Source organism: Leptolyngbya sp. AS-A5, assembly GCF_039962495.1.
GTDB lineage: Bacteria > Cyanobacteriota > Cyanobacteriia > Leptolyngbyales > Leptolyngbyaceae > Leptolyngbya.
In genome coordinates this window covers 77,839-93,249 of the sequence record NZ_JAMPLL010000002.1, presented here as the reverse complement: position 1 = coordinate 93,249, position 15,411 = coordinate 77,839, and the positions used below count along the sequence as shown (strand labels likewise).

Annotated in this window: 15 protein-coding genes; 6 read left to right on the top strand and 9 right to left on the bottom strand. The window is 48.5% G+C overall.

Annotation, left to right across the window (positions count from 1 at the left end; genetic code table 11):
* The first annotated feature begins 51 nt into the window (after positions 1-51).
* On the top strand, positions 52-1,251 hold the full coding sequence (locus NC980_RS02925; RefSeq protein WP_190379633.1) for a sensor histidine kinase: 1,200 nt from the start codon (positions 52-54) through the stop codon (positions 1,249-1,251).
* Between the two features lie 240 nt (positions 1,252-1,491).
* On the opposite strand, the gene NC980_RS02920 is transcribed toward NC980_RS02925, so the two are convergent.
* From NC980_RS02920 to NC980_RS02910, 3 genes are read right to left on the bottom strand one after another with little or no spacing between them, the layout of a single operon-like run.
* Positions 1,492-1,983: a YajQ family cyclic di-GMP-binding protein gene (locus NC980_RS02920; protein WP_190379632.1), complete on the bottom strand. Its 492-nt coding sequence runs from the start codon at positions 1,981-1,983 to the stop codon at positions 1,492-1,494.
* A 9-nt stretch (positions 1,984-1,992) separates the two neighbouring features.
* The gene (locus tag NC980_RS02915) at positions 1,993-2,415 is read right to left on the bottom strand and encodes an MAPEG family protein (RefSeq protein ID WP_190379631.1); all 423 of its coding nucleotides are present in this window, start codon (positions 2,413-2,415) and stop codon (positions 1,993-1,995) included.
* A 3-nt stretch (positions 2,416-2,418) separates the two neighbouring features.
* Positions 2,419-2,925 (bottom strand): hypothetical protein, encoded by a 507-nt coding sequence (locus NC980_RS02910; RefSeq protein WP_017291091.1) that lies wholly within the window; start codon positions 2,923-2,925, stop codon positions 2,419-2,421.
* A 176-nt stretch (positions 2,926-3,101) separates the two neighbouring features.
* Between NC980_RS02910 and NC980_RS02905 the strand changes: the two genes are divergently transcribed.
* Entirely contained in the window at positions 3,102-4,553 is a 1,452-nt protein-coding gene (locus NC980_RS02905) for a carotenoid oxygenase family protein (protein WP_190379630.1), read from the top strand.
* 138 nt (positions 4,554-4,691) lie between these two features.
* Here the strand turns inward: NC980_RS02905 and NC980_RS02900 are convergent, their stop codons facing one another.
* A complete protein-coding gene (locus NC980_RS02900) occupies positions 4,692-6,740 on the bottom strand; it encodes a BamA/TamA family outer membrane protein (RefSeq protein WP_190379629.1) in 2,049 nt (682 codons plus the stop codon).
* Positions 6,741-6,936: 196 nt separating this feature from the next.
* On the opposite strand from NC980_RS02900, the gene NC980_RS02895 reads away from it, so the two are divergent.
* The 4 genes from NC980_RS02895 (at position 6,937) to NC980_RS02880 (ending at position 11,032) form a co-directional block, all read left to right on the top strand.
* Positions 6,937-7,710, top strand: coding sequence for an isochorismatase family cysteine hydrolase (locus NC980_RS02895; protein WP_190379628.1), 774 nt, complete (start codon positions 6,937-6,939; stop codon positions 7,708-7,710).
* Positions 7,711-7,830: 120 nt separating this feature from the next.
* Positions 7,831-8,838 carry a VCBS repeat-containing protein gene (locus NC980_RS02890; RefSeq protein ID WP_190379627.1) on the top strand — a complete coding sequence of 336 codons (1,008 nt, stop codon included), beginning with the start codon at positions 7,831-7,833 and terminating at the stop codon, positions 8,836-8,838.
* Between the two features lie 91 nt (positions 8,839-8,929).
* Positions 8,930-9,388: a cupin domain-containing protein gene (locus NC980_RS02885; protein WP_190379626.1), complete on the top strand. Its 459-nt coding sequence runs from the start codon at positions 8,930-8,932 to the stop codon at positions 9,386-9,388.
* 21 nt (positions 9,389-9,409) lie between these two features.
* Complete coding sequence (locus NC980_RS02880; protein WP_190379625.1) at positions 9,410-11,032, top strand: CocE/NonD family hydrolase; 1,623 nt, start codon at positions 9,410-9,412, stop codon at positions 11,030-11,032.
* On the opposite strand, the gene NC980_RS02875 is transcribed toward NC980_RS02880, so the two are convergent.
* From NC980_RS02875 to NC980_RS02855, 5 genes are all read right to left on the bottom strand, one after another.
* Entirely contained in the window at positions 11,024-12,331 is a 1,308-nt protein-coding gene (locus NC980_RS02875) for a monooxygenase (protein WP_190379624.1), read from the bottom strand. The genes NC980_RS02880 and NC980_RS02875 overlap by 9 nt on opposite strands.
* A gap of 82 nt (positions 12,332-12,413) precedes the next feature.
* Positions 12,414-12,641 (bottom strand): hypothetical protein, encoded by a 228-nt coding sequence (locus tag NC980_RS02870; RefSeq protein WP_190379623.1) that lies wholly within the window; start codon positions 12,639-12,641, stop codon positions 12,414-12,416.
* Between the two features lie 4 nt (positions 12,642-12,645).
* On the bottom strand, positions 12,646-12,879 hold the full coding sequence (locus NC980_RS02865; RefSeq protein WP_190379622.1) for a hypothetical protein: 234 nt from the start codon (positions 12,877-12,879) through the stop codon (positions 12,646-12,648).
* The gene (gene aroA, locus NC980_RS02860; RefSeq protein ID WP_190379621.1) at positions 12,876-14,222 is read right to left on the bottom strand and encodes a 3-phosphoshikimate 1-carboxyvinyltransferase; all 1,347 of its coding nucleotides are present in this window, start codon (positions 14,220-14,222) and stop codon (positions 12,876-12,878) included. Before aroA ends, NC980_RS02865 begins: the two co-directional genes overlap by 4 nt.
* A 51-nt stretch (positions 14,223-14,273) precedes the next feature.
* Complete coding sequence (locus NC980_RS02855; protein WP_190379620.1) at positions 14,274-15,410, bottom strand: GNAT family N-acetyltransferase; 1,137 nt, start codon at positions 15,408-15,410, stop codon at positions 14,274-14,276.
* Position 15,411: the final 1 nt, after the last annotated feature.

Below are 15,411 nucleotides of genomic sequence, written 5' to 3'. Positions count from 1 at the left end.
AATTTCGATAACCTTTTTGGTGATAATCCTCAAAGCTTTCTAACCGTTGCTATGCAGGATTTTAGCCAACTGCTGAAAGATAACATCGATCGCATCAAGCAAAACTGGGCAGATGCGGTAGGAAATGATCGCCACATTCGCAGTGCAGCGACTATAGATCGAACTGCGATCGAGGATCACATCGAGGATGTGTTGATAGCAATGGCGATCACAATGTCGCAAACAGCAGCCGATGATGATGAGACAGTTGCAAAAGCAAGTATTTCTCATGGTGTCCTGCGTGCGGCACAAGGCTTTGACCCCAGCGAAATCGCCCAAGAGTACCATCTCTTACGCAAAACGATTTTCGACTGTCTTCGCACCGAGCTACTCACAGGCACGTCTGAAGAAATTTTTCGTGCAGTCATGGTGATTGATACGGTGATCGACCTTGCGATTTCAAAATGCTTCAAAAGCTATGTTGCTGAACGGTTAGATGAATTGGAACAAGTGCGAAGCCAACTCAGCATGACCGTTACCGAGCTGAAGCGATTAGCACGATCGAGTGAAGATAATCTCTCTATTCTCGCTCACGAACTGAAAACACCGCTCACTTCGATCATTGGCTATGCAGATTTGTTCTTACGGCAATCCCGACAAGAACAAGCACGAGATTCTATCGCTAGCTTAGAACATGTCGAGAAAGTATTACGGGGTGGACGACGGTTGCTGCGTCTGATCAATGATGCACTCGATCTCTCGCGCTACGAAGCTGGAAAAATGCAGGTGATCCCCGAAGTGATTGACCTGCCTGCTTTGATTCAAGCTGTTCTAGAAGTCATCCAACCTTTGGCGAACGATCGTGGCTTGCAATTGATCACTGAACTGGATCAGGCTCCAGCCGAAGTCATCACTGACCCTTATCGGTTGCAGCAAGTCATTGTCAATCTAGTCAGTAATGCGGTGCGCTATACCGAATTTGGCAGCGTCACGATCACCAGTCGCACTTTAGCCAACGATCGCTGGGCGATCTCTGTGACGGATACGGGAATCGGGATTGATCCAGAAGATCAGATCAGACTGTTTGCTCCGTTTGAGCGCGTTGGTACGATGCGATCACCTGATAGTACCGGATTGGGGTTGGCGATCGTGGCTCGTCTCGTGGAACTCTTGAAAGGCAATATCTATCTTTCTTCCCAACCTCAAGAAGGATCAACCTTTACAGTGATTTTCCCGCTAGAAATTCAAGACGTAATCGAATCCAATGACTAATATTCAACATCCCCCAGAATTGGCGATCTTTAGCTTGTACAAATAGGTCGATCGATCTGTGATGGCTGAGATCTTTCGCCCCCTAAATCCCCCATTCTGGGGAACTTTGAAGAAAAAAGAGTGTTCTAATGCAATGATTTCTTCAAGTTCAAAGTCCCCCAAATTGGGGGATTTAGGGGGCTGAAGCCGATGGCAACGAAGCGGGAAAAAGATGGATGTATACGGCAGAAACTCCACAACCTATCGGTAGTTTGTAAACTGCAACGCCACCGGAAAATCTTCTTGCTTCATCCGTTGCATCACCACTTGCAAATCATCTTTCGATTTTGCCGAAACGCGCACTGCATCGCCTTGAATCGAGCCTTGAACCTTCTTGTATTCATCGCGAATAATTTTGGTAATTTGCTTTGCGATGTCCTGGCTAATTCCTTTTTTCAGCTTAATTTCCTGCCGAACGCGATTTCCACTCGCGGACTCAATCTTACCGTAATCAAAAATTTTCAGCGATAAATTGCGCTTTGCTGCTCGCTGCTGCATTAGAGTATGCACCGCATCCAGCGTAAATTCACTATCGGTATTAATTGTGATCGTATCCGCACCGAGTTCGATCTCCGTTTTCGTGTCTTTGAGATCGTAGCGACTCTGGACATCGCGCTTGGTCGTATCGATCGCGTTGACCAATTCTTGGCGATCGAAGTCGCTAACAATATCAAACGAAAAAGTAGAAGCCATAAGCAATAATTAAAGCGTGCTGATCAAGCTTAATCCGATTAGCGTAAAGCTGCAAATCGAACCAATTCCGAACATCAGTGATCGCAAAGTTGGAATGTTCAAAATATAAAAAACCGGAAACAAAAATCGCGCAGTAATCCACACGATCGCCGCCCATCCTGCGATTTCAGAAGTCTGATTGGTAACATACGCCATCAGTGCAGCCGCGGCAAAAATCGGGAAGGCTTCGAGGGCGTTTTGGTGTGCCCAGGTTGCGCGTTTTGCATAGTCTGGAAGCTTGTCAAACGCAGCGCGAGGAGCCGCCATGATCTCTTTGCTGTAGCCGATTTGCACTCGTCCGTATGCCACGACCAAAAACGGTAAGTAAATCCACACGACCGCAACGGCGATCGCAATCAACAGCAGACTTGGAACAGAGAGTCCAAACAGCATAAGTTAATCAAAATAGAACAGTGTCACAACTTTACGCTGATCTTCGGCATCGCGGCAGGTTTGCAGCAAGGTATGGCTGTCATGGAACGCAAACGAAATCAATTGCTGACAGCGCGAAATAATTTCCTGATTACACAGCGCACTCGCTTCACCCAGCGATAAAGAATTATTTTCTGGGCATTCAACCAAGTGCATCACCGTTTCAAGCTGCTCACGCGATTCGCGCGGCTGGCGATCGAGTCCTTGCGGCAAAATCACCGTCAGCATCGATGGATCAGCCCGTAGCGCTCCCCGAATCGCGGCGAAATTGGTTCCCGTAGAACCGGAAGTGATAATCCGATTCCCTTCTAGCACTAGGGCATAGGTCATCAGTTCGATCAAGGTTTGATGCGTAATCGGAACGTGACGCGATCCTAAAATCGCGATCCGCTTCGACCCTGTTTGCTGAATCGTGGCAAGTTCTTGTAGAAAATCGTCTACCTTGGGTAGATCATCGATCGATTGGCTCAAAGGATGTACATCTAGTTGACAACGCCGTTCATTGTATCAGACAGTCCCGACATCGGAGTGATTTGCATACAGTTCTAGAACTTGATTTTGCTAAAGAACAAGGCTGTACGATTGTATTAGTGACACACGACATTCTGTCGAACTCAAAGACAGAAGATCGTTAAATTGAGAGAATTATGGTAGCTGCAACACGAACAGGTTTTTCTGCGCCAGAGGCATCGTACACCTGGAATCAATCAGTCTTACATACAGCAGAAGGATTTGCGCCAACAACACTTCCGCTCCTTTCTGGTGCAATTCCCCCAGGATTACGCGGTTCTTTGTATCGCAATGGCCCAGCTCGATTAGAGCGGGGTAACACTCGCGTTGGACATTGGTTTGATGGCGATGGTGCAATCTTGAGAGTGCATTTTGATCAAACAGGCGCAACAGGTGTGTATCGCTATGTTGAAACGCCAGAATTTCTCGACGAAGAACGCGCTGGGCGATTGCTGTACACCGGATATGGAATGTTGCCACCCGGAGGACTGATCGATCGCTTCACTAAAGGCTTGAAGAATGCGGCAAATACGTCGGTGTTAGCGTTGAACGATCGACTCCTCGCGCTTTGGGAAGGCGGACATCCCTATGCGCTCGATCTCGAAACCCTCCAAACCCGCAGCCTTGATAATTTGGGAGGCTTATCCGATTCGCTGCCATTTTCCGCACATCCAAAACGCGATCCGCAGACAGGCGATTTTTATAATTTCGGAGTCAGCTTCGGGAAAGATACGATTCTCAATCTGTACCGCATAGATGCCAGCGGCAAGCTACAACAACAGGACAGTCACAAACTAGATGGAGTTCCGCTGATTCATGATTTTGTCATGGCAGGACAGTATCTCTTGTTCTTCATTCCGCCTGTGCGATTAAATCCGTTGCTGTTGTTAACTAGGCTGAAGAGTTTTAGCGACTCGTTTGACTGGAAACCAGAGAAAGGAACTCAGGTACTGGTATTCGATCGTCAAACTCTAAAACTGATTAGCCAAGGCGAAACCGACCCCTGGTATCAATGGCACTTTGGCAACGCTTGCGTCGATCGGGATGGAAACGCTGTGGTTGATGTGATTCGTTACGCTGACTTCAACACAAACGAATATTTCAGACAAGTGGCAACCGGAAAAACTCAGACATCAGCACGATCGACACTCTGGCAAATTCGAGTTAATCCACTCACTGGAAAGGTGTTGGAGCAGCAGGAATTGCTCGATCGACATTGTGAATTTCCAGTTGTCAAACCCGTAGAGGTTGGGCAATCCTGGCAACAGACCTATCTTTCGCTGCATCGTCGGAATGCCGATCCAGCGAAAGAAATCTTGGGCGTGATCGCTCGATTTGATCAAAAAACCGGAGCATTGGTTGAAGCAGATTGCGGTGAGAATTGCTACCCGATGGAGCCGATTTACGCACCGGACGCGATCGATGCCAATCAAGGTTGGATTATCACCGTTGTTTACGATGGCAATCGCGATCAGAGTGAAGTTTGGGTTTTCGATAGCGATCGTTTAAACGATCAGCCTGTGTGTCGATTAGGCTTACCCGAAGTGATCCCGATCGGCTTTCATGGAACGTGGAAGTCCGCAACTTAAGGCTTGCTTCAGGTTCGTACCTCATTCAACCACCCAACAAATGTGGCAAATCTCAATTTTCTCAAAGTCCCCCACTCGCGGGGGATTTAGGGGGCAATCGATCGAACCGAAGCAAAACTCTCGCCAACCCTAAGCCTCTTAAAACTTCTCCCCAAACCCAAACTGAAGTCGGCTTTCACCCTGGTTATTAATTCCATACCCCGCTCGAATTGTCCCCAAAGGCGACTTCAGCCGAAGCCCAACCCCGAATCCAAATCCCGTTCCCGGCAATCCCCGCACTTCCCCTGGCGCTCCTAACACCGAATTCGCTGACCCCAAATCCGACCCAAAATCCGCAAAAACCGCCCCGCCGATGATGCTGTAAATCGGAAAACGGTATTCCGCAGAAGCCAACACGAAACTGCGACCAATCCCCAGTTTGGAAATATCATATCCCCGCACCGAATTTGCACCTCCCAGCGAAAACGCATTGTACGGCGGCAGATCCCCGATCGTCGTTCCCGCCTGCACATTAAACGCCAACACTTCCGGCTGGTTCTGCGTTTTCTCCAGATTAAAGAAATTCACCGGAATATACTGCGAATAGTTCGCTTGCAGACGATTGGAAAGAATGCTGCCCCGCCCGATCGGGATCGATTGCTCGGTCGTCAGCGATAAGATCGAGCCGCTTGACGGATCGACGGGGTTATTTCGCTGATCGCGCACCGCCGTAAAATTCACCGTCGTCAAATCATCAATTCCCGTGCCACTAAATGACAGCGGCGCACCATTGCGATCGCGCCTCACCACATTTCCACCCTGATCCCGCAAACTCACCCGCGTATAGTTCACCCCTAAGGTTCCGTTCCAACCCTCCCCGATCGGACGATTCACCGCCACGGTTCCACCGAAGCGACCTTCCCGGACGCGATCGCCGTTCGCCAATCGGCTGGTGTCATCGTCAAACACCCGCGAAATTCCGCGTCGCCGAAAACCACTGGCGCTGTAGCCTAATTTGTCCGGTTCAGTCTCACGATAGGGACTAACAAATCGCCCATCAAACTGAACATCACGAGTTCCAACCGAGACATTGCTGCCGAGTTGCTGTCCGACTCCGTTAAAGTTGTTGTCGTTGTAGCTGAAACTGCCAAATACGCCTAAGTCGTCGTTAATTCCACCACTAACGTTTAGGGCGCGGCTACGGGCTTCGGTGAGGTTATAGACAACCGTTGTGCGACGGGCATCGCCTTCAAGAGAAATGCGCCCGTTGGTAAATAATCCGGTTTGAAAAATGCGCTGCAGATCTTGACGAGCAACAGACTCCTGGAAGATTTGCCCCGGCTTTAGTTGAATTTGAGTTTGCAAAAAGCTTTCTCTGGTTCTGCCGCGAATCGGTTCGCCTTTGTCGTTGGTCGGTCTGCCTTGTTCGTCGGTAAAGCGAATTTGAATGTTTGAGACTGTACCTTCTGCCACTTCTACGGTCAACACCCCTTCACGATTGGGCACCACACCAATCACTCGCGCCAAGCTAAATCCGTTTTGGCGATACCAAGTATTAACTTGACGAATGCTTTCATTGATGGCGGTTGGACTAACGGGTGCGCCAAACTGAGCCTGAAAGAATTGATTGGCGATCGTCGGGGTCAGCGCCTGAGCATTCACCAGATTTAGAGCGCGAACGATCGCGGGTTGCACCTGAAAGACGACGCTTAATCCATTGGGATTGGTGCGAGTAGTAAAGGTGGCAGTGCTAAACAAGCCTGTTTCCAGGATTGTGGCGATGTCGCGCTGAAGTTGGGCGGTGCTGACGTTGCCTCCAGGCTGCGTTTGGAGCTGAGCGCGGACAAGTTGCTGGAGTTCGGCAGAGGCACCGACAATTTGCACATCGGTTGCAGTCAGCACGACATCCGGTGGCGTTGGGGATGCCGGACTAGGCGATCGAGGCGGCGTTTGCTGCGATCGCGGAGTTTGGGCTTGAGGGGGCACAATCGACTGAGCGGCCTGGCTCGATTTGCGAGAAAATTCTGGAGTCGGGCGAGGGGCTTCAACAACGGCAGAGGGAACCGCTTGAGAAGAGGCGACTGAAGGCTGAGTTGCGATCGGGGTAATTGCTTCTGGCACAACGACATCTTGAGCCACTGTTTTTTGCACCGAATTTGAGGCAGAAATTAACCCGATCGTGCAGGCTGTTAATGTAGAAAAACGCATTGCTAAATCCACAGAATTAGAGTTTTGATTTAATTGAACAAGCCCAAGAATTAAGAATAGTTGTATCAGAAAATTCAGCCAATCGAACCTACAGCAAATGATGTTGCTCTTTAAATTCGTGCTCTGATAAACAGCTTGATATAAAACTGTTGTAGTACCTATAGAAGAACGATTTGTAATCAGAGTTCCCCACCTTATGAACCCATCCCTGCACCCGCTTGGTGTCCCTCCGAATGCCTGGTATGTCGATGAATCGATCGCGGATCTGACGCGACCTCCGCTTCCCCCTCAACCGATTACACTTCAAACCGCAACGAAAACACTACGGCTTGATCTGACAAAATCCGCATTGTTGATCGTTGATATGCAAAACGATTTTTGTCACCCGGATGGCTGGCTCTCGCATATCGGAGTCGATGTCACTCCGGCCCGATCGCCCATTGTGCCGATTCAACAACTGCTTCCAATTTTGCGCCAAGTTGGGATGTCGATCGTTTGGATCAATTGGGGAAATCGCCCGGATTTGCTCAACATTAGTCCCGCGACTCGTCATGTGTACAATCCTACTGGAACTGGAGTCGGACTCGGTGATCCCCTGCCGAACAATCAGGCTCCGGTGCTGGAAAAAGATAGCTGGGCAGCCGCGATCGTCGATGACCTCAATCCGATCGACGCGGACATCAAAATCGACAAATATCGCATGAGTGGATTTTGGGATACTCCTCTGGATAGTATTCTGCGAAATTCGGGGAAAACGACACTGTTTTTCGCTGGTGTAAATGCGGATCAGTGTGTGATGGCAACTCTACAAGATGCGAATTTTCTCGGATATGACTGCATCTTGCTCGAGGACTGCACCGCTACCACCTCTCCAGAGTTCTGCCTGCAAGCAACGCTGTATAACGTAAAGCAATGTTTCGGATTCGTGAGTAATTCGATCCAGCTTTTGAACGGGATTAAGATAGCCTAACCTCGGTATCGACAGGTTAATCGCCATAGTGCTATATGTCTATGAAACCACTCTCTTGTTGCAGAAATTTTAGAATGCAGACATATTGAGGTGTCGCAGTTTCCTATAAGAGAATGCAGTATGGCGATTCCTAATACTTTAAATCCTCTAAAAATTCCTGATTTTAATGCTGATGGTCGCACAGACCTCTTTAGTTTCAATCCGAATACGGGTGTCTCACAAATTACATTGATTGATGGGCTACGATCGCTCGGCTCAAGCTCTCTCCCTGGCAAGTCCAGGGATTGGCAACCCTCGAATTTTGGTGATTTTAACGGCGATCGCAAAACAGATTTAGTTTGGCGCAACACAAAAACCGGAGGCACCGAAGTTTGGTTAATCAATGGCACTTCGATTCAAGCCAAATCCTGTCTCGAAACCTTACAAGGCAATTGGACGGAAACGATCGGAGATTTTGATGCCAACGGCAAAAGCGATTTCTTTTGGTACAACTCCACCACCGGAGACTACAACATTTGGCTGATGAATGGCACTCAGCGCGTTAAGCTATCCAGCGGTGAGATTGGTGCAGGTTGGGAAATCGCGATCGCAGATTTTAACAACGATCAGCAAACCGATTTGTTTCTGCGTAATCCTCTAACCGGAGAGAATGCCGTTGCCACGATTGATCTGGAAACTTTAGCAATTAAAGTCGAAAGCACTCGCTCCAAGTCTCCCACTTCGAGCGCAGAAATTATCGATTTTAATGGTGACGGGCGCAGCGATGTATTTTGGCGCGATCGCCTGACTGGACAAAATCAGCTCTGGGTCTGGTCAACTGACTTGCAGCCACTGTCGTTTCAGTTTTCGCTTCCCGGTCGCAGTCGCGATTTTGTCATCAAGACGGCTGATTTTGATGGCAATGGCAAAACTGATTTTCTCGTTCGCAATCCCAGCAGCGGAGTCAATCAGGTGTGGCTCTCTGGAACAGCGCTAAAGATATCGCCGATCGCCACTCAGCCGCCCGGATTTCAACCGGCGATCGGCGACTACAACGGCGATGGTTTCTCTGATATTCGCTGGACAAGTACCGATGGAACTCAGAGTGCCGTCTGGTTTAGCAATGGCAACCTTCCTCAAGTGCCGTAGCGATTTATAGTTCGCAATCCGTAATAAATAAACAGAAATTACGGATTGCGAACTATAAATTACAAATAACCTTCACGCTGAGGATGATTCGATGGAAGAGTCTTGTGTTATTCCAGTCGTCAAATCCCCGACCGAGTATCAGGCATATCGGATCAGTCCCAACGATACCAATCGTCTCGCGATCGTGTTTGATCCGACGATCGCGAATTTTTCTCTAACGCTTTGTGTTGAAATCTTTGATGTGGGTGGAAAAACTCCGCCGAACCGTCATCAACTGGCGGTCGAGATGTTCTTTGTGCTTAAAGGCGAAGGGATCGCGATTTGTGACGGGAAAGAAGTGCCAATTCGAGCGGGAGATAGTTTGCTTGTGCCTCCGACCGGAATTCACGAAGTTTGCAATACGGGATCTGAGCGCCTGTACGCCTTGTGCATCATGATTCCGAACGAGGACTTTGCAGAACTGATTCGCAGCGGCATACCTGCTGAACTGGATGAAGAAGATCTAGCGGTGTTGCGGCGTTCACCTGTTCCCCAATTATCGTATGGATAGAGTAATCAACAGGTTCGATTGATGAAGGTTTTGCCGAAGCAATCCGTTTCGATGTACACCCGCGGTAGCTCTGCTTCACAAAGTGTTCGCGTCCGCCTTGATGCTGATGTGTACTATCCGGATGCAGAAGGAACATTTCCGGTGTTGTTGATGCGGCAACCGTATGGACGAGCGATCGCATCTACGGTCGTTTATGCACATCCCGTTTGGTACGCCTCCCAAGGGTATATTGTAGTGATTCAAGATGTGCGGGGGAGAGGCACGTCAGAAGGCGAGTTTAAGCTGTTTGAGAACGAAATTGAGGACGGTTTCGAGACGGTAAATTGGGCGGCAAGTTTGCCCCGCAGTAACGGCAAGGTTGGAATGTACGGCTTCTCTTATCAGGGAATGACACAACTCTATGCCGCAGTAAACCGCCCGGAAGCACTGAAAGCTATTTGTCCAGCAATGTTAGCTCCAGATGTGTATCAGGACTGGGCATATGAGAATGGCGCATTTTGTCTGTTTGCGAACTTAGGTTGGGCAATTCAACTCGCAGCAGAAACAGCGCGATTAAAGAGAGATGAATCCGCATTTTTAGAACTATCTAGAGCCGCGAAAAATCTGCCGTTGAGCGATCGTATTCCCGCCCGTCCAGAGTTGATTCAGAAGTTTGCTCACTATGATGCTTACTATCAAACTTGGCTCGATCGTTCTGAGCCAACTGATTCTTATTGGCAGAAATTAACCGTTGATGTGAGCACAATTGATATTCCAATGCTCTACATCGGAGGTTGGTTTGATACTTACATGCGGGGAACCTTGCGATCGTACCTATCCTCGAAGCAAGCACATTTGATTGTTGGAGGGTGGGCGCACCTACCTTGGGGTCGCAAAGTTGGCGCGATCGACTATGGCGCGAATGCCGTGAGTTTTTGCGATCGCGCTCAGATTCGCTGGTTTGATCATTGGCTCAAAGATAAAGAGCTAAACGATTCACCTGTGCAATTGTTTGAAATGGGGAGCAATACGTGGCGATCGTTCCCTGAATTTCCGCAGGGCAATAGAACAACATTGCATCTTTGTAGCACTGGACTAGCAGGAATGGACGATCGCGACGGACAGTTAAAGGATCAAGTTTCCGAAGCTGCGATCGATGTGATCGTGCATGATCCTTGGCGACCTGTTCCGGCTTTGGGCGGTCATGTGGCTTATCCTTGTGGATCGTTCGATCGTTCTAGCATTGATGCTCGCAGCGATGTTCTTACCTACACGACAACCCCTTTAGAAGCTGATTTGCATTTAGCCGGTGAGAGTATTGTTGAGGTTTATGCAAGTTCTAATTCACCCAGCTTTGATCTGTGTGCTGTATTGTCTGAAGTCAAACCGAATGGTAGTGTAATGAACTTTACACAAGGATATTTGAGCAGCGATCGTCCTGAACTTTCCCTATGTCAAATCCCATTGCAGCCCACCTGTATTTGCATTCCGAAAGGGAGTGCAATTCGCTTGAGTTTAAGCGGGGCTTGCTTTCCAGCTTATCCGGTGAATGCGGGAACTGGGGCAAAACCAGGAGAAGCAAGCGCGATCGACTTTCAGATTATTACAATTATGGTTCATACCGGAGAAGCTTATTCTTCTAAGCTGCATCTAAACCTACAATAATGCTTTCAGTATCAATTGAGGATGAAACAACAGACCGGGAGACTTTAACATATGCCCGATTTGCAGAAATTGTAGGTGCAGGTCAACATCGTTTTGAGCGCGAACAGCAAGTCGATCGGCATAAGCTTGAAACAATTCTCCTGCCCAACTTGGAGGAATCGCGCCCTTCGTCGTCGAGAACTTAGAATCGGAACCCGTCGCAATTGACCAAGGAAACGCATTACTCCGGGCGAGTTGCTTCTGAAAACTCATGCCTTTGAGCGTTGAGTTTCGCGATCGCTGAAGCCAGCGACGCAATACCAGCGACGACATCGCACTAACTGTCATTCCTTGACCATAAATCGGACAGAGCGCACACACAGCATCTCCAAGCGCGATTAAACCATCCGGTAGTTTAGTGTTCTCGTAGTGATACAGCCGATTAACCGTGGCTCGATGTGCCTGAATTTCAGAAAGCGGCTCTGCATGAACGATCGCTTGATAAAACGCAGAGTCAGACAAAGTTTGAGCAAATTTCACAAAGCCTTGATCGTTCAGAGGTGGGTAGTCCCGCCCATAACCACCCAAAGTTGCAATCCATTGATCCGCTTCTACCTGTGCTAAGTATCCCAAACGCGGTTGATCTGGAGGTTCTTGACTAATCAAGACAATTTTTGCATCTGGTAGAGCCTCAGCAGGAATGCGGTAACGACGAGTTGCATAGCCCAATCCAGGATCAACGACGGTCATCGGCGGCGGAGTCAAACCCAGATTTTGCAACCACTCCGGCAAGTGGGTACTCCGACCACTCGCATCTACCACTAGCTGAGCCGATAGACCTCCTTGTTGCAGTTTGATGCCCTGAATCGAAGTCGCATTGCCCCACAATCCAATCACTCGCTGATTTTGTAAAAGCTCAACATTCGGAAGACTGCTGACTCGTTGTCGAACTGTACTTTCAAGCAGTGGGCGAGTACAAGTGTAAGATTTTAGCCCGATCGGTGTCTCAGTTGTGGGTGTCCAGTTGCCTTTTTGAAAGTACAGAAAATCCTTGCCCCAATCAAATTCAACTGCACCACGAGCCGCAAGTGTTTCTCCAATGCCCGGAAACAATTCTTCTAGAATTTGGTAGCCTTTGGAAAATAGCACATGAGGCTGAACGGATTGTGGAACACCCCGACGCGGTTCTGCGCTGAGAGGAAGCTGATCGCGATCGACGATCGTCACCCGCTCAAACTGTTCCGATAAAACACGAGCCGCAAGCAGTCCAGCCATACTGCCACCGATCACGATCGCGTGTTGATGCCGTTGAGTAGACATGAGGTTCACCAAGGTTGCGCTACTCAGACGATAATCAAACAACGATTGGAATTGCAAGCCGAGTGCAAAAAATTACCGTTTCTTAGACCATCTTCAGAAGGATATCTTTTGTTGTGCTTGGCAAATCAATCTCTAAAAAATAGCTTGCAGGATACAAATAGTCTTCTCCGCTCTCGTCAATAATCCGAATATCATCGTCTCTGGTCGCACTCGCGTCCGGAACAATGCGATACAGCTTATGAAGCTCTAAAGAGGCTGGATAACCTTCGTTTTTAATGCAAATTGCAAATTTTGGTGTTTCTTCTTGCATGGTTCTAATCCAAGTAGCGTTTACGTTTTATTTCCTTGCGCCCAATTCCATGCGCTTCATACCAATGTAGCTCAGCTAGACGAACATCTCCGCTCTCTAACCTAATCATCGCTGTTCCTTTTAATTTTCGCCACTTCGCCTTGCCATACTGTTTCCGCAGTCGAGCAAGGTCTCGAATTCCTTTTCCGTTTGCAATGGTTTCAATGTCATCAATTTCGCCAATAATTTCAAAATTCATCGTGCGATCGCTCGTTGCAGCGTTGCCGTGAAGTCAGGATAAGAAATCGCCGCCGCTTCTGCTCGGTGAATCGTGGTTGTACCAGCAGCATTCAAAGCCGCGATCGCTAAACTCATCGCAATTCGATGATCAGTATGACTATCGACTTCGGTTCCTTTCAGCGCGGTTCCTCCAGTGATTTCCATGCCATCGGGAAGTTCGCGAACCGATGCACCCATTTGATTCAGTTGAGTTGCCATGACGGTGATGCGATCGCTTTCTTTTACCCGCAGTTCTTCAGCATCTTTGACGATCGTGGTTCCTTCAGCAAACACCGCAGCGACCGCAAGAATGGGAATTTCATCAATCAATCTCGGAATCACGTCGCCAGAGATTTCACAAGCTTTCAATTTGCTATGACGCACCCGCAGATCTGCCACAGGTTCGCCTGCGACTTCGCGCTGGTTTTCGATCGTAACATCTGCTCCCATGCGTTCCAGAATTTCCAGAACTCCGGTGCGGGTGGGATTGATGCCCACATTCTCGATCGTCAAATCAGAACCGGGCACGATCGCACCCGCGACCAGCCAAAACGCAGCCGAACTAATATCACCCGGAACAATCACAGTTTGTCCAGTCAGCTTTGCTTGTCCGGTCACAGTCACGCTGTTTGTTTCAGGATTAACCGTGAGATCGGCTCCAAATGCCCGTAACATTCGCTCACTGTGATCCCGCGATAAAGCTGGCTCTGTCACTGTGGTTTGTCCGTCGGTCATGAGTCCTGCTAAAAGAATGCAGGATTTCACCTGAGCAGACGCGATCGGCGAATGATAGTGAAGCGGTTTTAAGGCTTGTCCCTGAATTGCTAACGGTGCAAGCGAATTTTGTTTGCGTCCCCAAATTTGTGCGCCCATTTGCTGAAGGGGTTTGACCACGCGGGACATCGGGCGCGATCGTAGTGAACTATCTCCGGTGACAGTGAAGAAGCGATCGGGATGAGATGCCAGAATTCCGAGCATTAATCGTAAAGTTGTCCCAGAATTTCCTGCATTCAGAACATCTACGGGTTCAATCAGATTGCCCAATCCAATCCCTTTCACCCGGACTTCTTCGGTGTTCAACTCCGAAATTTCCGCTCCCATTGCGCGAAAACATTCGGCTGTACTGCGCGGATCTTCGCCTAACAACAAGCCTCGAATGATAGTTTCTCCTTGCGCCAATGCTCCCAACATCAAGGCACGATGCGAAATCGATTTGTCTCCGGGAATGCGAATTCGACCTTGCAGCGAGACACCTCCAGCCGGACGCTGAATCACTAAATCATGGTGGGTATCGGTGACACGAAGCTCGATCGCAGAAGACATAACAGGCGCAAAGACAAACTACGTGGTTCATCGTACCACTGCATGGGTCTGCTAAAAGAAATCTGGCATCCACGGGGTAGGGCTGGCAAAGATTTGAGCCGCAGTTTGAATGGCTTCGGGTGTTCCAGTGAGGAGTGATGCGAGTACTAATTGTTCTGCGGTGAATAGTCCAGTGTAGAGGGGTGAAAGCGATCGAATCTCAAGGTGTAACTCTCCACGTCCACCGGATGTTACAGTACCACGACCATTCTCCACGCTCAGAATGAACTTACCTTGATTGTTGGGCAACATCGCATCTTGAATGTCTAAATGAAGTTCAGCGTTGATGTTTGGATAGTTTCGCAGTTCTAGCGCTCTTTGTAGATGAACAATTCGGAGCATCCAGGGCTTTATCCATTTAACTTTAGCAGTTTGATCCGGTAAACATAAGCTCAAAGCATCAACTGGGGCACTCTTCCATTCAATGCGATCGATCTGGGATAGATGATTTGCTAGGAATGTCCAGAACTGTTTGACAGCCGCAGGGGTTAATAACACCCAATCTCTGATGATCAAACAATCCTGTTGCTGTTGAAAAATGATATACCCTTCGTTCTCAAACTGATAAGCATACATCGGGGACTCAGAATGCTTGAGCATCTGCCAGATCACAGCATTGCGATCGAGAAATCCTTGATTCAAGCAAGCTTGCTGATTGTACAGTTCAGCAAACATCTCAGAGTCTAAGCTAAGCGATCGTACCTCTAATGTATGTTGTTTGCTCTGAATACTCGCCGTTGAAACTTCCCAATGACAAAGCGTTCCCGCCTGTTCATAGCCTGCTTTGCGATACAAAGGTTGAGCCGCCGAGAATAAAACTGAGATTGGCGTTTCTTTGCTATAAAGTTCTTGCAGAACAGATTGCAGGAGCGCGATCGCAGTTCCTTTACCACGATATTCTGGTGCAATGCCAACCGCAGCCACTCCGACCATTGGAATGTTCGCACCGTTGTACCACTGTCCTAGATGCAGTAAGCCCAATCCTCCGACAATCTGATCATTGGTGCGTAAGATGCGAGTGTTCTCGATGCCAATTCGATTGAGGTAAACAGGTTCATCGAGTGCAGGCGCATTAAAACATTGCGTTAGAATCTTGCCTAATTGCTTGATCTCATCGGGATGTTGTGGAGTGTGGTAGGTGAATTGCATA

What these genes read in the sequence shown, in the direction of transcription:
- NC980_RS02925 (WP_190379633.1), top strand. Translation starts at nt 52, where the DNA reads ATGCAGGATTTTAGCCAACTGCTGAAAGATAACATCGATCGCATCAAG.
- NC980_RS02920 (WP_190379632.1), bottom strand. Translation starts at nt 1,983, where the DNA reads ATGGCTTCTACTTTTTCGTTTGATATTGTTAGCGACTTCGATCGCCAA.
- NC980_RS02915 (WP_190379631.1), bottom strand. Translation starts at nt 2,415, where the DNA reads ATGCTGTTTGGACTCTCTGTTCCAAGTCTGCTGTTGATTGCGATCGCC.
- NC980_RS02905 (WP_190379630.1), top strand. Translation starts at nt 3,102, where the DNA reads ATGGTAGCTGCAACACGAACAGGTTTTTCTGCGCCAGAGGCATCGTAC.
- NC980_RS02900 (WP_190379629.1), bottom strand. Translation starts at nt 6,740, where the DNA reads ATGCGTTTTTCTACATTAACAGCCTGCACGATCGGGTTAATTTCTGCC.
- NC980_RS02895 (WP_190379628.1), top strand. Translation starts at nt 6,937, where the DNA reads ATGAACCCATCCCTGCACCCGCTTGGTGTCCCTCCGAATGCCTGGTAT.
- NC980_RS02890 (WP_190379627.1), top strand. Translation starts at nt 7,831, where the DNA reads ATGGCGATTCCTAATACTTTAAATCCTCTAAAAATTCCTGATTTTAAT.
- NC980_RS02885 (WP_190379626.1), top strand. Translation starts at nt 8,930, where the DNA reads ATGGAAGAGTCTTGTGTTATTCCAGTCGTCAAATCCCCGACCGAGTAT.
- NC980_RS02880 (WP_190379625.1), top strand. Translation starts at nt 9,410, where the DNA reads ATGAAGGTTTTGCCGAAGCAATCCGTTTCGATGTACACCCGCGGTAGC.
- NC980_RS02875 (WP_190379624.1), bottom strand. Translation starts at nt 12,331, where the DNA reads ATGTCTACTCAACGGCATCAACACGCGATCGTGATCGGTGGCAGTATG.
- NC980_RS02870 (WP_190379623.1), bottom strand. Translation starts at nt 12,641, where the DNA reads ATGCAAGAAGAAACACCAAAATTTGCAATTTGCATTAAAAACGAAGGT.
- NC980_RS02865 (WP_190379622.1), bottom strand. Translation starts at nt 12,879, where the DNA reads ATGAATTTTGAAATTATTGGCGAAATTGATGACATTGAAACCATTGCA.
- aroA (WP_190379621.1), bottom strand. Translation starts at nt 14,222, where the DNA reads ATGTCTTCTGCGATCGAGCTTCGTGTCACCGATACCCACCATGATTTA.
- NC980_RS02855 (WP_190379620.1), bottom strand. Translation starts at nt 15,410, where the DNA reads ATGCAATTCACCTACCACACTCCACAACATCCCGATGAGATCAAGCAA.